The sequence below is a fragment of the Streptomyces sp. NPDC045026 genome (assembly GCF_056432625.1).
The window spans coordinates 256695-275915 of record NZ_JBWKIS010000009.1; the positions used below are offsets into that span (position 1 = coordinate 256695).

Genomic DNA, 19221 nt, shown 5'->3' on the forward strand with positions numbered 1-19221 from the left:
GCGCATAGGCTTCGCGCCATGCTGCGCCTCGTCGATGCCTGCTCGGGCCTTCCTGTCGCTCCGGTGATGCACCGGAGCGTGGTGCGCATCGGCGTACCCGTGGCGCTTCCCGAGGGTGGTGAGGCGCTTTCCGACGTACGGGCGATGCTCGTCGCCGACGTCCTGACCCGCGTACTGGAACTGTCGGGAACCATCGCGTACACGGGGCTGATCTGCCCGGACGGGGCCGACGAGCGGCGGGCGGCGCTCCAGGCGCGGGCCGCCGAGCTCGGCATGCATCCGGCCGCCGCGCACGGCGACGAGCGGGGCGTGGAGGGTGAGCTGGGCGGGCCGTTCGCCGTCCGGGTGAGCCGGAGCGAGGAAGCACCGAACGACGTGGACGGGGACGTCATCCGGCTCGCCGTCGGCGACGCCCATGCCGCCGACGTCGTGGAGAGGGCCGACGACCCCCTGGCCCTGCGCCTCGCGCTGCTGACCGAGCCGCGCACCGAGCCGCTCCGCCTCGCGCCCGCGTCGGTGGCCGCCGCGCATCACACGCTCCTGCGCTGGCGGCACGCGGTGGCCACCTGGGCGGACAGCCCGTCCCGGCCGATGCCTGGCCCCGCCCGCGACAGCATCAGCGACTGCCTCGAGGACAACCTCGACCTGCCCGGGGTGCTGCGCACGCTGCACCGCCTCGAGCACTCCGGGGACGCCCCGGCCGGAGCGCTCTTCGAGACCTTCGCGTACGTGGACCGGGTGCTTGGCCTCGACCTCGTACGCGACGTCGGCAGAGGACCCGCACCGCCCCGGCCGCTGACCTAGGTTCTTTTCGCCGGGGCGGCCCACGAGGGGCGTTCACATGTTCTTGGCGCCCGTCCTGATGGCCTCGCGGATCCGGGTGTACGTGCCGCAGCGGCAGATGTTGCGGATCTCGTCGAGGTCCGCGTCGGTGATGTCGCGGCCGGCCTCCGCCGCTTGCCGGACCTTGGCGACCGCCGTCATGATCTGGCCCGGCTGGCAGTAGCCGCACTGTGCGACGTCGAGGTCGAGCCAGGCCTCCTGCATCGGGTGGAGATCCTTGCCCACGGTGGCGGGCAGACCCTCGATCGTGGTGACCTCGTCGTCGGGGCCGATCTTCGCCACCGGCACCGAACACGGGTTGAACGCCTTGCCGTTGATGTGCGACGTACAGGCCTGGCACACGCCGAGGCCGCAGCCGTACTTGGGTCCCGTGACGCCGAGCAGGTCACGCAGGACCCACAGCAGCCGCACGTCGTCCTCGGCCTCGACCGTGATCTGCTCGCCGTTGAGCTTGAAGGTGTGACTGGGCATGACAGGGCTCCTCAGAAGGCGCGGTCGAGACCGTCGGTGGGGGACTGGGGCGTGGACGGTTCGAGCGGCAGCGGGTCGAAGGAGAGAGTGGAGTGGTTGATCGGGAAGCTCGTCGGCAGTGTGCCCGTGGCGCGGGCGTAGGCGCAGGCGATGGCGGCGAACGCGGGCGCGACACCCAGCTCGCCCGCCCCTGACGGTTTGTCACCCGTGGCCGGCATCACGATGACGCGCAGCTCGGGCGGGGTGTTCCACTGCCGCGTGTAGAAGTAGTGGTCCCAGCTGCCTTCCAGCGGGATGCCGTCCTTGATGTGCAGGCTGGAGGTGAGTGCCATCGCGAGCGCGTCGTTCATGCCGCCCATCATCTGGGCTTCCAGACCACGGGGGTTGATGGCGAATCCGGCGTCGACGACCATCAGTGCGCGGGTCACACGCGGGCCGGTGACACCGTCCCGGACCTTCCGGTTCACCGTTTCGGGCCGGCAGTCGATCTCGACGAGCGAGGCGACCGCGCCGCGGTACTCCGTGTGCAGGGCGATCCCCTGGGCGACTCCGGCGGGCAGCGCCCTGCCCCACTCCCCGGCCTCGGCCGCCCTGTCCAGGACGGCGCGCAGTCGCTTCTCCTTGAGGAACTCGCGGCGGAACGCGACGGGGTCCTTGCCCATTTTCGCGGCCAGTTGGTCGACGACGAGTTCGCGCGCGCACGCCACGTTGGGCGAGTAGATGTTGCGCATGCTGCCGGTGTTGAACTTCAGCGGCACCTCGTTGAGGAGCTGTGTCGTGACACCGAAGTTGTACGGCGTGGACTGGGTCAGCTGGAAGATGGTCTCGGCGAACGTGAGGTTGCCGGCCACGGGGAGCTTCGCCGCAGTCGACGTGATCATCTCTCCGAGCCCGTGCCCGAAGTCGGTCTGCGAACTGGTGTGACGCTGCTCGTAGCTCACGACATTGCCGAGCGCGTACGTGGCGCGCACCCGGGAGACACACATCGGGTGGGTCCTGCCCTGCCGGAAGTTGTCGGTCCGCGACCACGACAGCTTGACCGGCTTGCCCATCTTCTGCGAGATCTCCGCGGCCTCGGCGGCCACGTCATGGAAGAGATGCCGCCCGAACGAACCGCCGCCCTCCACCACATGCACCGTGACAGCCGTCTGCGGGAGCCCCAGCCGGTCGGCGATGTCGCGCTGCGCCACGATCGGAACCTTGAGGCTCGCCCAGATCTCGGCCCGGTCGGAGCGCACGTCGGCGATCGCGTTGTCCGGCTCCAGCGGGCTGTTGCTGGCGAACGCGAAGGTGAACTCGGCGTCGATCTTCTTGGTGAGGAGCGGCGGTACGACCATGGGCAGCGCCGCGGCCCTGAGCTTGGCGAGGACGGTGTCGTCCGACTCCTTGTCCACGGTGCCGGGGCCCCAGGTCACGTCGAGCGCCCGCAGCGCGTCGATGCACTGGCCGAAGGTCTCGCCGCGTACCGCGACACCGTGCTCGACGGTGGCGACGTCGGTGATGCCCGGCATGTTCCTGACGGCGTCGGCGTTCGCGACGGAGACCACCGTGCCGTTGACCGTGGGCGGCCTGCGCACCATCGTCGGCTTGGCGTCGGGCACGTGGAGGTCCATGCCGAACTTCTTGGCGCCGGTCACGATGTCGCGTGCGTCGACGCGGTTCTGCGGCGTGCCCAGGATCGTGAAGTCGGACGTCGCCTTGAGGAGGGCGGAGGCGGTCACGGTGCGCGTGCTGGCAGCGGCCCCGGCGAGCGAGCCGTACGTAATGCTCTTGGCGGTGCCGTGCGTGATCACGCCGTCCCGGGTGGTCAGTTCGGACTCCGGTATGCCCCATTGCTGTGCGGCCGTGGCGACGAGGCGCTGCCTGGCGACAGCCGCGGCCGAGCGGACCGGGAGGTAGATGCTGCGCATCGAGTTGGAGCCGCCCGTCAGCTGGTTCATCAGGAGTTCCGGGCGGGCGTCGGCCAGCGACACCCGCACCTTCGCCAGCGGGAGGTCCATCTCCTCGGCGATCATCATGGCGACCGCGGTCGTCATGCCCTGGCCCACCTCGGCGCGCGGAACCGCGAACGACGCCGTCCCGTCGGCGTGCACCTGGACGGAGATCAGACCGGACGTGGGCGCCGCCGCCAGGTTCTGCATGTCACCGAGGTCGAAGAGCTCCTCCGGCTGCGGCAGGGAGGGCACCGCGGCTTCTGCGGACTCACCGCCCACGGCGTCCAGGCCGATGCGCGCACCGACCGCCAGCGTCGGTGCGGCGAGCAGATAGGCGAGCACCCGCCGCCGTCCGGGACCGCCGGGGCCATCGGGTTGTGCGGGTTCGCGTGGCGAACGGCTCTGTTCTGCCATGGGGTGCCTCCCGGCGCACGGATTGAGGTGATCAACCGGGGAGCCTAGGGCGCGGGAGGCGGGCGGTGTACACGGTGCGGGCAAGCTCCACATGAACGCCACACACTCGCGTATGCGGGCCGGTTGAGCCTCACGGCTCGCGACTGCGAGAGGGGCGGGCCGCCGGGCCCCGCCCCGCCCGGCCGGTTTCAGCCCAGCGGCACGTCGAGCCGGGCCTTGCGGTGGCTGAACGTCGCGATGGAGTGCGGGCCGTGGTAGTTGCCGAGACCGCTCTCTCCGACGCCGCCGAACGGCAGCTCGGGGATGCGGAGATGGGCCATCGGCAGCCCGAATCCGATGCCGCCGGAGGACGTCTCGTCGGCGAGGCGGCGCCGGGTGTCCTCGCTCTGCGTGAAGCCGTAGAGGGCGAGCGGCTTGTCGCGGTCGTTGATGAATTCGATCGCCTCGTCGAGCCCGGCGACCTCGACGATGGGCAGGACGGGACCGAAGATCTCCTCCTGCATGACCGGCTCGTCGGGCTTCACACCGGTGAGGACGGTCGGCGCGATGTAGGTGTCGTCGCGGTCGGTGTGCCCGCCGAAGGCGGTCGTCCCGGAGTCGAGCAGCGCGGACACCCGGTCGAAGTGCCGCTCGTTGACGATGCGCCCGTACGCGTCCGAGGACTGCGGGTCGGTGCCGAACATCGCCTCGACCGCCTTGGCGAGTGCGGCGGCGAGCGCGGTGGCGGTCTGCGGGTCCGTCAGTACGTAGTCGGGGGCGACGCATGTCTGCCCGGCGTTGCGGAACTTGGCTCCCGCGAGGCGCTCGGCGACGCGGTTCAGATCGACGTCGCGGTCCACGAACACCGGTGACTTGCCGCCCAGTTCGAGGGTGACCGGGGTGAGGTGCTCGGCGGCGGCCCGCATGACGATGCGGCCGACCGTGCCGTTGCCGGTGTAGAAGATGTGGTCCCAGCGCTGGGCGAGCAGCTCGGTGGTCTCCGGGATGCCGCCCTCGACGACCGCGACGGCCTCCTGGTCGAGATACTCGGGCACCAGGCGTGCGATGAGCGCGGACGTCGCCGGGGTGACCTCGCTCGGTTTGAGGACGACGGTGTTGCCGGCGGCGAGCGCGCCGACGAGGGGCACGAGCAGCAGCTGCACCGGGTAGTTCCACGGCGCGATGATGAGGACGGTGCCCAGCGGGTCGTACTGCGTTCCGGCCGCCGATCCGTCGGGCAGGCCCGCGAGCGCGCCGGAGGCCACGGGACGGGGGCGCAGCCACTCGTCGAGATGGTTCAGCGTGTGGTCGATCTCCCTTACGGGGAAGTCGATTTCGGTGGCGAAGGCATCGGCGCGCGGCTTGTGCAGATCGGTGTACAGGGCGTCCGCGATGTCACCTCGGTGCTCGGTGAACATGGCGCGCAGCCGGGTGAGCTGCTCCTTGCGCCAGGCGAGCGGCTTGGTGCGGCCACTGACGAACGTGGCGCGGAGGCGGGCGACCAGGTCTTCGATGTCGGTCACGAGGGGTCTCCTGTGGAGGGGTGCTCGGCGGGTGTCGAGCAGGAGGTCAGGGGTGGGGGGAGCGTCCGGCGGTGGCCTGGGGACGGGGGGCACAGTCTCGTCGGTCACGCGGGGCCGGGCGCGGATCCGGGCGGCGCCCCGCCGGGCGTTGTCACCCGCGAGGTGCACACGGGTACGGGGCTGAGAAGGAGCACGCCCCTGGCGGAGGCGATGTCGCCGTCAGGCCAGCTTGTCGAGGAGCTCGGCCGCGAGCGGGGCGGCGGAGGACGGGTTCTGGCCGGTGACCAGGTTGCGGTCGACGACGGTCTTCGGGGCCCAGGGCTCGCCCTCCTGGAAGTCCACGCCCGCGTTGACGAGCCGGTCCTGGAGCAGCCACTTCGCCTTGTCGGCGAAGCCGGCCTGGGTCTCCTCGGTGTTGGTGAAGCCGGTCACCCGGTACCCGGCGAAGGCGTTGCTGCCGTCCTCCTTGATCGCGGCGAGCATGGCTGCCGGGGCGTGGCAGACGATGCCGAGCGGCTTGCCCGTCTCCAGGGCGAGGGTGAGGAGCCTGCCCGAGTCGGCGTCGGCGGAGAGGTCCTCCATGGGGCCGTGGCCGCCGGGGTAGAACACCGCCGCGTAGTCGTCGAGGTGCACGTCCTCCAGCTTGACCGGGTGCTGGAGTTCGGTGAAGGAGGCGAGGGCCGCGGCCACCTGGTCCGCGCCTTCCTGGCCGCCGTTGAACTCGGGCGCGAGGGAGCCCTTGTCCACGGTCGGGACGACGCCGCCGGGCGTGGCCACGACGATGTCGTGGCCCGCGGCCTTGAAGGCTTCGTACGGGGCGACGGCCTCCTCGGCCCAGAAGCCGGTCGGGTGCAGGGTGCCGTCGGCCAGCGTCCAGTGGGTGGCGCCGGTGACTACGAAAAGGATCTTCGACATGGTGGGTGCTCCGAGGGTGCGGGCCCGCGGGCCCGGAGGGCGGGTTCGGATCGCGGAACGTCTGACGCTCTGTGCTCGGATCGTCAGCGTGGCGATGGCACCGACCGTAGGACGGGTCTCCCCGTTCGTCCTCGTCGCCGCGCCCGGCCGGCCCGCACGCGGTGGCGGCGTGGCTACGCGCCCGCGGCCTCCTGCCGGATCCGCTCGAACTGCGCCCCCATGGCCTCGGAGAGGGCCTCGGCGCCGGACAGGGGGCGCACCATGACCGTGAGGTCGTCGATGAGTCCGTTCTCGTCGAGGTGGATGAAGTCGCAGCCGTTGACCTCGCGGTCGCCGACGCGGGCGACGAAGACCAGGGCGTGGTCGCGGCCGTCGGCGCTGCTGATCTCCCGTACGTAGTGGAAGTCCTCGAAGACCCGCGTGACGCCGCGGAGGATCGCGGCGGTGATCGCCTTGCCCGGGTAGGGGCGGAAGGCGACCGGGCTGGTGAACACGACGTCCTCGGCGAGGAGCGCCTCGACGGCGTCGGGGTCGTTCGCTTCCACGGCCTTGCGGAATGCCTGCATGCGCGCGCTCCATAGTCAATTTGTTGAGTAGGTGCGGATGAGATTAGTCGCGCTGGTGTTAGCGTGTCCAGATGTCTCTGAAGCACGCGGTTCTCGCGGCCCTCCTCGAGGGCGAGGCGTCGGGGTACGACCTGGCCAAGGTGTTCGACGTGGCGGTGGCCAACTTCTGGTCCGCGACCCCGCAGCAGCTCTACCGCGAGCTGGAGCGCCTCACCGTGGACGGCCTGGTCGAAGCGCGGGTCGTGCCGCAGGAACGCAGGCCGAACAAGCGGATGTTCACGCTCACCGACGCGGGACGTGCCGCCCTGGACGACTTCGTGGTCGCCCCTCCGAGGCCCACCGCCATCCGCGACGAACTCATGGTCAAGATCCAGGCCTCGGACGGCGCGGACCCGGACGCCGTACGCGCGCTCGTGGAGGAGCGCATGGGGTGGGCGCGCGGCAAACTGGCCCGCTACGAACGCCTTCGGGAGCGGCTCCTGAACGGGCGTGACGAGGACACGTACCTGCGCGAGGCCGAACGCATCGGCCCCTACCTGACCTTGATGCGCGGCCGCTCCTTCGAGGAGGAGAACCTCCGGTGGGGCGAGCGCGTCCTGGACATCCTGGCCCGCCGCACGTCACGTGCAGGCCGCACCTGAACTCCCGTACGCAGAGGGGTGTCTAGCGCAGCCGCATGTAGGTGTGTGCCGGATCGGCGGGTGCGGTGAGCGGGTTGCCGTCGACCACCACGTCGGCCCGCTCGCGCGTCCTGTCCTGGGCGAAGTGCTCGTCCTCCGCGGCCATCCACCGGCGCCATTGCGGCAACGCGTCCTCACCGTCACGGGCAAGGCCCCTGCGCAGACGCACCGTCCGACCCGTCTCGACCCACACGGCGCAGGTGAGACGGTCGGCGACGGCGTGGCGCGCCGTCGACACACCTTCGAGGACGACGGTGTGGCCGACGGGGACGTCGTGCCACTCGGCGAGTTCGCGGCGAACCCAGTCGTAGCGCTGGAACCGGCCGGCCACCCCGCTTCCCAGTGGCTGGAGCACCTGCTCCTCGAGGCGGGGCCACCAGCCCAACGGGTCGTCCCACGACGCGAAGTCGTCCGTGTGCACGATGCGCGCGCTGCCGAGTGCCCCGGCCAGGCGCTCGGCGAACGTGCTCTTGCCCGCCCCCGACGGGCCGTCGACGGCGACGAGCCTGACCGGGCCGCACCGCGGCGGCGCCGCCTGGATACGGGTCGCCAGCGCTGTGTACGTCTCAGGGGTGGGTTCCATGAGGGCGCACGATAGCGGCGATTGTCCGGCGGCCACCGGGATTTTCGCAGGCACCGCAGGCACCGCACGCACCGTAGGCATCGCACGCACCCACCTGGCGCCTGCCATGCTGTCTCAGGCGTTCGCCGGTGCGTCCTTCTTGTCGGCGTCCTCAGGCTTGGCCGCGGCCGGAATGGCGGTGTAGAACACGGACTTGTTCTGCTTGGTGCGCTCGGCCTGCCCGCGGGCGACCAGCGATTCGAGGGTGTTGCGCACGACCGTGCCGCCGGCCTTGCGCTCCGGGTGGGTCTCGGCGAGCGTCGTGGTGACCTCGGCGGCCGAACGCGGCTCGGTGCTGGCGGTGATGAGGTTCAGGACCAGTTCGCGCAGGGTGGGTGAGCCGGGTGTGCGGGGCTGCGCCACGGAGGGTGCCTTCTTCGTGGCGGCCTTCTTGCCGTCGGCCTTCTTCGCGCGCTGCTTGGGTGCCGCGCTCTCGCCCTTCGGCTTGCGTGCCTTGGGGAGTTCGACCGGAGGCGCCGCCTGCGGCGTGACCGGTGCTTCCCCGGCCACTGCTGCCGCGCCTTGAGTGGAGAGCGCCTCGCGCATCCCCACGAGCAGGGTGCGGTCGTGGTCCAGTGTCTGGAGCTGCTCCTGAAGCGCGGCCAACTCGGCGGCGACGCGCTCCTGTTCCTTGGCGTTGCGCTCGAGGTCTGCCTCTACCTGGGCGGAGTATTGGGACTTGAGCGTGTTGCTGTCCGACATGGCTGCCCGCTTCCTGTGCTGTGGGGCTGTGTGTTGGTGCCGAAGGGTACTCACACCACACACACTTGTGCACGGTCCTTCGGTGCATTGCCCCTGAGCAGTGTTGGTGGGATGACACCATGTAAGGCCGTGCGGGGCGCTTCGAGGCGTGCCGGGAGCGTGTCGGAAGGGGTGTGCGTAACACCAACACCCCTATGTGGCCCGGCAGTTGCTCGCTGCGGGTGGGCGTGGCACGCGCGGCACCTGTGCATTGGCCGTCAGGGGTGACATTTGTACCGGTCGGGTGACGACATCTCGCTCTGCCGCGTGCCGTCCGCCGCCGGAGATGCTGAGGTCGGCCGCCGCGCCGGCGGCGACGAGACCGATGGAGGTCATGGTGGCATCGCGAGTGGGAGAACATCCTGTGCCCGAGAGCGGCACGTACGAGATCGATCCTGCGGCGTCGAGCGTGAACTTCCGTACGCGCACGGTCTTCGGGCTGTTCCCGGTGCGGGGCAGCTTCCGGATCACGCGGGGACGTATCGACGTGGTCGGACCTGTCGAGGAGTCCACGGTGGACGTCAGGATCGGAGCGGACACGTTCGAGTCGGGTGTGGCGCGCCGCGATGAACACGTCAGGTCGGCCGACTACCTCGATGTGGCCACCCACCCCGAAATCGTGTTCCGCGCTGAAGGTGTCGAGGTGGGGTCCAACGGGCCGGTCCTGGCAGGGGAGTTGACCGTCCTGGGTGTCAGCCGACGGGTCGACGTCACCGTGGAGAGTGTGACTGTCGAGGGCCGCCGACTGTCTGTCGTGGGGTCGGCCGTCGTGGACCGCTACGCCTTCGGCATGACCACGGCGAAGGGCATGACCGGGCGTCGGCTGACCGTGCGCCTGGACGTCAGGGCGACGCGCTGACCTGCCGTGACAGGCGGTTCCGGGTCACGGGGTGTCGGCGGTGGACGGCCTCGGAGTGTGCGGCATCCCGTTGATCAGCACTCGCAGGCCCCAGCCCAGGCGGGCCTCGCCCGGCCCGGACAGGAGTTCGTCACCCAGCGCCGCGAGGCGCGGGTGGGTGGTGGCGGACACGTCGTGCAGTGCGGTGGTCAGCGCGTCCCAGTCGCCTTGGGCGTCCTCGCCCCCGTTGCGGGTCGACTGCTCGGCCGCGGTCGAAGTGGCGTACTGCAAAAGGGCGTCCACGCCCCACGCGGCCTGCGCGTCCGGGACGCCGCCCTCGGCGAGCAGCGCGAGAAGGGCTTCGAGCAGGTCGAGATAGTGCTCGCCGAAGGGCATCGCCACCAGCGCCGACCGGGCCAGGCTCGGATGCTCGAACAACACCGCGGTGTAAGAGGACAGGATCCGCACGAGACGGTCCTGCCAGTGACCCGGAGCGGTGGCGGGGGAGAGGTCGACCGCTCCGAGCAGCTCGTCCAGGATGGCCGCGTGCAGCTCGGCGGTGTTGCGCACGTAGACGTAGAGCGAGGCCGGGCCCGTGTCGAGCTCCTGTGCCAGACGGCGCATGGTGACGCGCTTGAGGCCCTCGGCGCGCATGATCGCGACCGCGGTCGCGACGATGCCGTCCCGGGTCAGGGCGGGCTTGGCCGGGCGCTCTCGGCGGCTGCGGGGTGCTGCGGGCTGGGGGGACACGGTCTCACCGTAACGATCCAGGTTCGTGACGAACAAGTTCGTCACGAACCTGTTCCCGCGGCTTCCGCCTCCTCGCGGAACGACGCGAACATGTCGAGCAGGCCCTGGGGTGCGTCGGGACGGAAGATGACGTCGAGGTTGTCGGCGGACTCGGCCGCGGCGTGCTCGCTGCGGGGGAAGAGCGCCTCCTCGTAGACGGCGAGGGCCTTCTCGGTCTCCCCGGGGTGCGCCAGGATCGCGGCGGCCAGCTCCGCGCCGTCGAGCATCGCCAGGTTGGCGCCCTCACCGGCGAACGGCGACATCAGGTGGGCGGCGTCGCCGAGCAGCGTCACGCCCGGAACCCGGTCCCACCGGTGTCCGACGGGCAGGGCGTGGATGGACCGCGGGACGAGCGCGCTGTCGGCGTCACCGATGAGCCCGCGCAGCCGCTCGTCCCAGCCGTCGAAGGACGTGAGGATGCGGGCCTTGGCCGCCTCGGCGTCGGTGAAGTCGACGCCGCTGGTGCTGAACCAGTCGGCGGGCACCCGCAGCGCGCAGTAGATGTGCAGTCGGCCGTCGCTCTCCCGGTGGGCGAGGAAGCCCTTCTCGTCCCCGAGGGCGAACAGCGATCCGCCACCGACGACGACGGCGCTCTCCGGGTGCCGGGTGTCCGCGTCGTCGAGGTACGCCTCGACGAAAGAGATGCCGCAGTAGGCGGGGCGTGCGTCGGAGAGCAGCGGGCGGACCTTGGACCAGGCGCCGTCGGCGCCGACGAGCAGATCGGCGGTGAAGGTCTCGCCGGACGCGAGGGTCACCTCGTGGCGGCCCCCGGTCAGCGGGCGGACGCCGGTGGCCTTGGCGCCCCAGCGGATGGTGCCCTCGGGCAGCGAGGCGAGCAGCATGTCGCGAAGGTCGTGTCGGTTGACCTCCGGCCGGCCGTCGGTGCCGCCGTCGTCGCTCTCCTCCATGCGCACGGCGCCGTGCTTGTCGATGATCCGCATGGCCTCGCCGCCCGGGTGGATGGCGGCGAGGAACTCCTCGTAGAGGCCCGCGGCGCGCAGTGCGGCCTGGCCGGACTCCACGTGCATGTCGAGCATGCCGCCCTGGGGGCGGGCGGCCGCCGAGGCCTCCAGGTCGTAGACGGCCGCTTCGACGCCGCCGATGTGCAGGACGCGCGCGAGGACGAGGCCGCCGAGGCCTCCTCCGACGATCGCGATGGGGTGATGGGTGGTGGTGGTCATGGCTGCTCCTCGGGGCGGGGGTGGCGCCCGCTGTTCCGGGGCCTCGCCACGACCGTAACGAACATGTTCGTTACGAACAAGTTTTTAACGAACGTGTTCGTGAAATCTCGCGGGGAGCCGGGCCCGGGGGATTACGAAACGTCCCGGCCGCGCCTCGCATAAGCTGCGTCGATGAGCATTCTTGATGACGCCCGCCCGGGTATGAACCCCGAGATCCGGCCGCAGGACGACCTGTTCGGCCACGTCAACGGCCACTGGCTGGACACCGAGCCGATCCCCGAGGACCGCTCGAGCTGGGGCCCCTTCGTGCAGCTCGCCGACACCGCCGAGGAGCAGGTCAAGGCGATCATCGAGGAACTCGCGGCGGGAGCCGACGCGACCTCGGCCGACTCCGGCGAGGCGCGCAAGATCGCCGCGCTCTACGCCTCCTTCATGGACGAGCAGGCCATCGAGGCGCTCGGGCTCGCGCCGGTGCGCCCGCTGATCGACGAGGTCGCGGCCATCGCCGACCTCCGGGGCCTCGCGACGTTCCTCGGCCGCTTCGAGCGCGTCGGCGGCTCCGGCCTCTTCGGGTCGTACGTCGACACCGACGACCGCAACTCCGACCGCTACCTCGTCAACGTCGTACAGGGCGGCCTCGGCCTGCCCGACGAGTCGTACTACCGGGACGACAAGTTCGCCGAGATCCGCGACAAGTACGTCACCTACCTCGCCGACCTCCTGAAGCTCGCCCAGCACGCCGACCCCGCGGCCGCCGCGCGGACGGTCCTCGCCATCGAGACCAAGCTGGCCGCGGGCCACTGGGAGCGGGCCGAGACCCGTGACGTGCAGAAGACGTACAACCTCACCGCACTGGACGAACTCAAGGCCCTGACACCGGAGTTCGACTGGCACGCCTACACCGTCGGCATCGGCGGAACCGAAGCGACCATCGCCGAGACCTGCGTCCGGCAGCCGTCGTACTTCGCGCACCTCTCCCAGGTCCTGACCGAGTTCCCGATCGAGCAGTGGCGCGACTGGGTCCTGGTGCGCGTGCTGCGCGCCTCGGCGCCGTACCTCTCGGACGCGTTCGTGCAGAACAACTTCGACTTCTACGGGCGCACGCTCAACGGCACCCCGGAGCTGCGCGCCCGCTGGAAGCGCGCCGTCGCGCTCGTCGAGGGCGCGATGGGTGAGGCCGTCGGCAAGGAGTACGTGGCCCGGCACTTCCCGCCGGCGTCCAAGGCGATGATGGACGAGCTCGTCGCCAACCTCCTCGAGGCCTACCGCCAGTCGATCGCCCAGCTCGACTGGATGACCGACGAGACGAAGGAGCGGGCGTACGAGAAGCTCGCCACGTTCCGTCCCAAGATCGGCTACCCGGACAAGTTCCGCGACTACTCCAAGCTCAAGGTCACCGCGGACGACCTGCTCGCCAACGCGCAGGCGGCCGCGGCGTTCGAGACGGACCGCGAGCTCGCCAAGATCGGCTCGCCGGTCGACCGTGACGAGTGGTTCATGCTGCCGCAGACGGTGAACGCGTACTACAACCCGGGTACCAACGAGATCTGCTTCCCCGCGGGCATCCTGCAGAAGCCGTTCTTCGCGCCCGACGCCGACCCGGCGGAGAACTACGGCGGCATCGGTTCCGTGATCGGCCACGAGATCGGCCACGGCTTCGACGACCAGGGCGCCCAGTACGACGGCGCGGGCAACCTCAACGACTGGTGGACCGCCTCCGACAAGACGGCCTTCGAGGCCAAGTCGAAGGCCCTCATCGAGCAGTACGACGGCTTCTCGCCGCGCAACCTGCCCGGCGAGACCGTCAACGGCGCGCTCACCGTCGGCGAGAACATCGGCGACCTCGGCGGCCTGACCATCGGTCACAAGGCGTACGTCATCTCGCTCGGCGACACCCCGTCGCCGGAGCACGGGGCCACCACCGGCTCCCAGCGGCTGTTCCTCAACTGGGCGTACTGCTGGCGCACCAAGCGGCGCAAGGAGCAGGAGCAGCAGTACCTGACGATCGACCCGCACTCGCCGCCGGAGTTCCGCGCGAACATCGTGCGCAACCTCGACGAGTTCCACGACGCGTTCGACACGTCGGACAGCGACGGTCTGTGGCTCGATCCGGCGGACCGCGTGCGCATCTGGTAGCGCGCCCGTGGTGCGTGGCCCGTACCTTCCAGGAAGACGTCCAGGCAGACCTTTCAGGAAGGCACGGGCCACGGCTGGTTCAGGAGGCTGTGACGCTGAAGTCGGCGTGCAGTCCGCGGGTGTGGTCCACGGCCCGTACGGGCCCGGTGAGCGTCACCTTCGCGGTCAGCCGGAGGTCGGCGCTGGACGCGCCGAGGCGCAGCTCCAGCTCTCCCGGCTCGACGATCCGCCTCCCGTCCCGCCCGGTGAACGACGCGAGGTCCGCGGGCACCGTCACCCGGACCCGCGCGGCCTGCCCGGGAGTGAGCGCCAGGCGCACGAACCCGATCAGCCGCTGGACGGGCTGCACGACCGAGGCGACCGGATCGTGCAGGTACAGCTGCACGACCTCGCTGCCGGTCCGTTCGCCCGAGTTCCTTACGGTGAAGGCGAGTTCGGCCTCGCCGTCCGTCCCGGCCGTCGACTGCTCCACGGTGAGGTCGGACCAGTCGAACGAGGTGTACGTCAGGCCGTGCCCGAAGGCGAACGCCGGCGTCGGGTCGATGTTCGACACCCCGCTGACGTGCCCGAGCCGCGCCGCCAGATACGTGGACGGCTGGGCCCCCGGGCCGTTCGGGATGCTGACGGGCAACCTTCCCGACGGGGCGACCCGCCCGCTGAGCACACCGGCGATGGAGGGCGTGCCCTCCTCGCCGGGGAAGAAGGACTGGACGACGGCGGCCGACTCCCGCACCGCGCGGCCGAGCGCGTAGGGACGCCCCGCCAGGAGCGTCAGGACGACCGGTGTGCCGGTGTCCAGGAGCGTGTTCAGTAGCTGCTCCTGCACGCCGGGCAGCGCGAGCGTGGCGGCGTCGCAGCCCTCGCCGCTGGTGCCCCGGCCGAAGAGCCCGGCGCGGTCGCCCAGCGCGAGGACGACGACGTCGGCGCCACGGGCCAGCTCCACGGCCTCGGCGAAGCCGCCGGTGCCCGTGTCGTCGATGTCGCACCCGGGCGCCGTGACGACGTCGCTGTCCGGGAACTCCGCCCTCAACGACTCGACCAGGGTGGGCAGTTCGATACCGACCGGAACCTCGGGGTGCCGGGCACCCACGTGCACCGGGAACGCGTAGCAGCCGAGAACGGCCGTCGCGGTGTCGGCGGTCGGGCCGACGACCGCGATCCTGGCGGGCCGGGCCAGGGGGAGTGTGCCGTCGTTGCGGAGCAGGACGACGGCCTGCTCGGCGACCTCCCGCGCGAGGGCCCGGCGGTCCGCCGTGTCGAGTGCCACCGTGCCGCGCAGCGCCTGCGGATCCCCGAGGTCCGAACCGGCCAGCGCCTGCGGCACCGCGTCCCAGCCGGTGTCGAGAAGGCCCAGCTGCGCCTTCTGTACGAGCACACGGCGCAGCGCGCGGTCCACCACGGCCTCGGACACCCGGCCGTCCGTGACCGCGTCGAGGAGCGGTTGCCCGAACGCCTTGACGGTAGGCAGTTCCACGTCCACTCCGGCGGCCAGCGCGGCCCCGGCCGCCTCGCCCCAGGTGCCGGCGACACCGTGCAGGGTCTTGAGGAACCCGACACCGAAGTAGTCCGCCACGACCGTCCCCGTGAAGCCCCAGGTGTCCCGCAACAGTCCGGTGAGCAGCTGTTCGTCGGCTGCCGACGGGACGCCGTCCGTGTCGGTGTAGGCGTGCATCACCGAGCGGGCGCCGCCCTCCCGCAGCGCCATCTCGAACGGCGGCAGCATCACATCGGCGCGCTCCCTGGGCCCCATGCCGACCGGCGCGAGGTTCCGCCCCGCACGGGAGGCGGAGTAGCCCACGAAGTGCTTCACGGTGGCGACGATCCCGGCGGACTCCAGGCCCTGGACGTATGCGGTGCCGAGGGTTCCCACGAGGTACGGATCCTCGCCCATGGTCTCCTCGACGCGGCCCCACCGCGCGTCGCGCACGACGTCGAGTACGGGGGCGAGACCCTGGTGCACGCCCACCGAGCGCATGTCCTGCCCGATGGCCCGGGCCATGCGGCGTACCAGCGCCGGATCGAACGTCGCGCCCCACGACAGCGGGACGGGGTAGGCGGTCGCGCCCCAGGCGGCGAAGCCCGCGAGGCACTCCTCATGGGCGAGGGCCGGGATGCCGAAGCGGTTTCCCGCGGCGATGCGGCGCTGGGTGCGCAGCAGGGACAGCGCGCCGAGAGCCGGGTCCACGGGGGCGGTGCCGAAGGGCCTGGTGAGCTGCCCGAGACCGTGCGGCAGCAGCGCGTCGAGGTCGACGGCCTCTTCCATCTCGTGCTGGTGCGGGGCGACGTCGCCCCCCTCGTCGGACGCCCCGACCCAGACGCCGAACAGCTGGGCGACCTTCTCCTGGAGGGTCATCTCGGCGATGAGGGCGTCGGCGCGCGTCTCGTGGTCGAGGGTCGTGTCACGCCACAGGGGCGTGGTGGATTCTGTCGTTACGGCCACGTTGTGGGTCACTTTCCTCCCACGCCCATGAGCCCCTGGACCAGGGTGCGCCGGGCGAACAGGTAGACGAGCAGGACGGGCACCATGGACAGGACCACGGCGGCCAGCAGCCCCGGGACGTTGATGCCGTACTGGGTGCGGAAGTTGTAGAGCCCCAAGGTGATCACCTTGGTGGAGTCGGACTGGGTGAGCACCAGGGGGAACAGGAAGCCGTTCCATGCCTGGAGGGCGGAGAAGACCGCGATCGTCGAGAGCCCGCCCCGCGACAGGGGGAGCACGAGCTGACGGAACACCCGCCACGAGGAGGCGCCGTCGATGGCCATCGCCTCGTACAGATCCGGGGTGATGTCGCGCATCACCCCGGTCAGGACCAGGGCGCACATGGGAAGCGAGAAGGCCGCGGTCGGCAGGATGACGCCGATGAGGTTGTCGTAGAGCCCGGCCTTGCTGATGACGTAGAACATCGGCACGATCACCGCCTGCGCGGGGATGGCGAGGCCGAGCAGGAAGAGGCGGAAGACGGCGGTCGTGACGCGGCCGCGGCTGCGGACGATGGTGTACGACAGCGGCGGCACCACCACGAGGACGATGGCGACCACGCACACGGTCACGATCACCGTGTTGAGGAAGTACCGGCCGAAGCCGGTGGAGAAGTCGTCGATGTAGTTGTGCAGCGTGAAGTGCCGCGGCAGGCTCAGCGGGCCGCTCGCGCCGTAGTCCGCGCGGGACTGCACGGACGCAGAGACCAGGACGTAGAGCGGTGCGCCGACGACGAGCAGCCAGACCACGGAGCCCAGGCCGGCCAGGTAGTTGGGGCGTTGCTTGCTCACAGGCCCTCCACCGAGCTGCGCATCTTGTCATAGCCCGAGACCCGTACGACGACGAGCGAGATGACCGTCGCGACCACCACCAGGAGCAGCGCGATGGCCGAGCCCGCGCCGAAGTCGAAGCTCTTGAAGGCCTTTTGGTACATGTAGTAGGCGCTGATGGTGGTGTCCGTGCCGGGACCGCCCTGGGTCAGGATCAGGACCGTGTCGAACGTGGTGAGGCCGCCGACGACCATGAGGATCATCGACGTGATCATGGTGTTGCGCAGTTGCGGCAGCGTGATGTGGAAGAACTGGCGCACTGTGCCCGCACCGTCGATCTGCGCCGCCTGGTAAAGGACTTGAGGGATGGCCCGCGCCGCGCCCTGGTAGATCAGGGTGTGGAACGGGGTGAACTGCCAGGCCCCCACGAAGACGAGCACCCCGATGGCCCCGCTCTGCATGCCGAGCAGATTGCCGTCGCCGAACAGCCACTTGGCCTGCGACGGCACTCCGAAGTTGGGGTCGAGCAGGGTGCGCCACAGGACGGAGACCGCGGTGGCGGACAGCAGCAGCGGGACGAAGTAGATCGCCGACAGGATGGCGCGGTTGCGCTGGCGGCCCGCCGCCCAGACGCCGAGCAGGATGCTCAGCGGCGTCTGGACCAGCACGCCCAGGACGGTGATCAGCACGCTCAGCCAGAGGCTGTTGAGCATCACCGGGTCGTCGAAGAGCTTGGTCCAGTTGTCGAGCCCGGCGAACCGGGGCGGGCCCAGACCGTTCCAGCTCGTGAAGGACAGCACGGCGACCAGGACGAGCGGGACGACGGCGAACAGGACGAAGAACGCGGTGGCGGGCAGCGCCCAGGCGAAGCCCGGGCGCCCCACGCCTCCCGCTTGCCGCTTGACGGGTCGCCGTTCGGCGACGACCGCGGCCTTGGTGACGGTGGTGGTCATTTCGGTACCAGGTCTCACGCGGTGGGCAAGGCCTGCATGGCCTTGATGAAGCCGTCGGTGTCGAGCCCGCCGTTGAAGAACTGCTGGACCGCCTGGTGCATGGGCGTCGAGGCGGACTGGGGGTAGGCCTGGTCCCACGAGAGCTGGAACGACGGGGCCTTCTTCACGAGGTCGAACTGGTACTTCGAGTACGCCGGGCTCGCGGAGGCGCCGAGGAACTTCTCCGTGTTGGTCGTGGTCGGCAGGTTGCCGATGCCCAGCTGCGCCTTCACGAACTCGTCGGAGTACTGGAGCTTCAGGAACGCGGCGACGGCCTCGGGGTGCTTCGTCTTCTTCATCACGGAGTAGAAGTTGTTGGTGTTGCCGACGAGGTTGCCCGCGTCGCCCGTGCCGCCCGCGACCGTCGGGAACGAGGAGTAGCCGAGGTCCTTCTTGGCGAACGCGGGGTGGGAGTCCTGCTGGGTCGAGAACTCCCAGGAACCCATGAGCTCGAAGCCGGCCTTGCCGCTGGCGAGCAGCGTGGGCGAGCCCTGGTCGGTGAACTTGACCGAGTCGTAGTTGGTGCCGAACGCGCCCGCGTCGACGAGCTGCCTGATCATGCCCAGGGCCTTCTTGCTGCCGGCGCTCTCCCAGGCGCTCTTGTCACCGCCGAGCGCCTTCTGGAACACCTCCGGGCCTGCGACACGGTCGTAGAGGTACTCGAACCACATCAGCGTCGGCCACTGGTCGCCGCCGCCGAGCGCGATCGGGGTGACGCCCTTGGCCTTCAGCGCCTTCACCGCGCCGAGCAGGTCGTCCCAGGTCTTCGGCGGCGTGACACCGGCATCGGCGAGGACCTTCTTGTTGTTGAAGAGCAGCACGGGCTGCGTGCCGCGCATCGGGACGCCGTACGGCTTCCCGTTCACCGACGCGCTGTCGAAGACCGACGGCAGGAAGCTGGACTTGAGGGCCGGGTCGTCCTTGATGAAGCCGTCGAGCGGCAGCAGGAGGTCGGCGTCGACGAAGGGCTTGATGCTGCCGCCGCCCCAGTTGAAGAAGACATCCGGGGCCTGCGGGGTACTGATGATGGTCTGCAGCTTCTGCTGGTAGTCGGCGCCGGGGATGGTGTCCAGGACCGCCTTGACCTTCGACGTCTTGTTGAAGGTGGCGACGAGCTGCTTCTCGACCTTGTTGGCCGCGTCCCCGTACACCAGCACGTGGATCTTGTCGGAACCCCCGCCGCCTGCCGAGTCGGAGGAGCCGCCGCCGCAGGCCGACAGGGTCAGACCGAGGGTGAGCGCCACACCTCCGGCGACGGCGCGGGAGATCCGTGCGGGTGTCTTCATCTTTGGAGCCTCTCGAAAGTGTCGGTCAAGAGAGCGAAATGTATTGAGCGGTGTGACGCTAA

At 70.3% G+C, this 19221-nt stretch carries 17 protein-coding genes; 4 read left to right on the forward strand and 13 right to left on the reverse strand.

All coding sequences use genetic code 11. The features are described from left to right. The first annotated feature begins 18 nt into the window (after positions 1-18). Positions 19-804: a hypothetical protein gene (locus AC07EJ_RS21745; RefSeq protein WP_389482329.1), complete on the forward strand. Its 786-nt coding sequence runs from the start codon at positions 19-21 to the stop codon at positions 802-804. 33 nt (positions 805-837) lie between these two features. Here the strand turns inward: AC07EJ_RS21745 and AC07EJ_RS21750 are convergent, their stop codons facing one another. From AC07EJ_RS21750 to AC07EJ_RS21770, 5 genes are all read right to left on the reverse strand, one after another. Next, complete coding sequence (locus tag AC07EJ_RS21750; protein WP_389482327.1) at positions 838-1314, reverse strand: (2Fe-2S)-binding protein; 477 nt, start codon at positions 1312-1314, stop codon at positions 838-840. 11 nt (positions 1315-1325) lie between these two features. Beyond that, a complete protein-coding gene (locus AC07EJ_RS21755; protein WP_389482324.1) occupies positions 1326-3662 on the reverse strand; it encodes a molybdopterin cofactor-binding domain-containing protein in 2337 nt (778 codons plus the stop codon). 188 nt (positions 3663-3850) lie between these two features. After that, entirely contained in the window at positions 3851-5164 is a 1314-nt protein-coding gene (locus AC07EJ_RS21760) for an aldehyde dehydrogenase family protein (protein ID WP_389482322.1), read from the reverse strand. A 219-nt stretch (positions 5165-5383) separates the two neighbouring features. Further along, on the reverse strand, positions 5384-6079 hold the full coding sequence (locus AC07EJ_RS21765; RefSeq protein WP_389482320.1) for a type 1 glutamine amidotransferase domain-containing protein: 696 nt from the start codon (positions 6077-6079) through the stop codon (positions 5384-5386). A 173-nt stretch (positions 6080-6252) separates the two neighbouring features. Next, positions 6253-6645 carry a nuclear transport factor 2 family protein gene (locus AC07EJ_RS21770; RefSeq protein WP_389482317.1) on the reverse strand — a complete coding sequence of 131 codons (393 nt, stop codon included), beginning with the start codon at positions 6643-6645 and terminating at the stop codon, positions 6253-6255. A gap of 71 nt (positions 6646-6716) precedes the next feature. Between AC07EJ_RS21770 and AC07EJ_RS21775 the strand changes: the two genes are divergently transcribed. Further along, the gene (locus AC07EJ_RS21775) at positions 6717-7286 is read left to right on the forward strand and encodes a PadR family transcriptional regulator (protein ID WP_389482314.1); all 570 of its coding nucleotides are present in this window, start codon (positions 6717-6719) and stop codon (positions 7284-7286) included. A 22-nt stretch (positions 7287-7308) separates the two neighbouring features. Here the strand turns inward: AC07EJ_RS21775 and AC07EJ_RS21780 are convergent, their stop codons facing one another. Both AC07EJ_RS21780 and AC07EJ_RS21785 read right to left on the reverse strand, forming a co-directional pair. Then, on the reverse strand, positions 7309-7908 hold the full coding sequence (locus AC07EJ_RS21780) for a uridine kinase family protein (protein WP_478884746.1): 600 nt from the start codon (positions 7906-7908) through the stop codon (positions 7309-7311). A 114-nt stretch (positions 7909-8022) separates the two neighbouring features. Then, positions 8023-8649: a hypothetical protein gene (locus AC07EJ_RS21785; RefSeq protein WP_389482309.1), complete on the reverse strand. Its 627-nt coding sequence runs from the start codon at positions 8647-8649 to the stop codon at positions 8023-8025. A gap of 403 nt (positions 8650-9052) precedes the next feature. Between AC07EJ_RS21785 and AC07EJ_RS21790 the strand changes: the two genes are divergently transcribed. Then, a complete protein-coding gene (locus tag AC07EJ_RS21790; RefSeq protein ID WP_393581827.1) occupies positions 9053-9547 on the forward strand; it encodes a YceI family protein in 495 nt (164 codons plus the stop codon). A gap of 24 nt (positions 9548-9571) precedes the next feature. Here the strand turns inward: AC07EJ_RS21790 and AC07EJ_RS21795 are convergent, their stop codons facing one another. Both AC07EJ_RS21795 and AC07EJ_RS21800 read right to left on the reverse strand, forming a co-directional pair. Continuing rightward, positions 9572-10276 (reverse strand): TetR/AcrR family transcriptional regulator, encoded by a 705-nt coding sequence (locus AC07EJ_RS21795; RefSeq protein ID WP_389482303.1) that lies wholly within the window; start codon positions 10274-10276, stop codon positions 9572-9574. Positions 10277-10317: 41 nt separating this feature from the next. Further along, complete coding sequence (locus AC07EJ_RS21800; RefSeq protein WP_478884747.1) at positions 10318-11496, reverse strand: FAD-dependent oxidoreductase; 1179 nt, start codon at positions 11494-11496, stop codon at positions 10318-10320. A 171-nt stretch (positions 11497-11667) separates the two neighbouring features. On the opposite strand from AC07EJ_RS21800, the gene AC07EJ_RS21805 reads away from it, so the two are divergent. Then, positions 11668-13632 (forward strand): M13 family metallopeptidase, encoded by a 1965-nt coding sequence (locus AC07EJ_RS21805; protein ID WP_389482299.1) that lies wholly within the window; start codon positions 11668-11670, stop codon positions 13630-13632. Positions 13633-13711: 79 nt separating this feature from the next. Here the strand turns inward: AC07EJ_RS21805 and AC07EJ_RS21810 are convergent, their stop codons facing one another. From AC07EJ_RS21810 to AC07EJ_RS21825, 4 genes are read right to left on the reverse strand one after another with little or no spacing between them, the layout of a single operon-like run. Beyond that, on the reverse strand, positions 13712-16084 hold the full coding sequence (locus AC07EJ_RS21810) for a beta-xylosidase/alpha-l-arabinosidase (protein ID WP_389482297.1): 2373 nt from the start codon (positions 16082-16084) through the stop codon (positions 13712-13714). Next, positions 16081-16902: a carbohydrate ABC transporter permease gene (locus AC07EJ_RS21815; protein ID WP_384676492.1), complete on the reverse strand. Its 822-nt coding sequence runs from the start codon at positions 16900-16902 to the stop codon at positions 16081-16083. Before AC07EJ_RS21815 ends, AC07EJ_RS21810 begins: the two co-directional genes overlap by 4 nt. Next, entirely contained in the window at positions 16899-17834 is a 936-nt protein-coding gene (locus AC07EJ_RS21820; RefSeq protein ID WP_389482294.1) for a carbohydrate ABC transporter permease, read from the reverse strand. Before AC07EJ_RS21820 ends, AC07EJ_RS21815 begins: the two co-directional genes overlap by 4 nt. A 14-nt stretch (positions 17835-17848) precedes the next feature. Next, positions 17849-19159, reverse strand: coding sequence for an ABC transporter substrate-binding protein (locus tag AC07EJ_RS21825; RefSeq protein WP_389482291.1), 1311 nt, complete (start codon positions 19157-19159; stop codon positions 17849-17851). Positions 19160-19221: the final 62 nt, after the last annotated feature.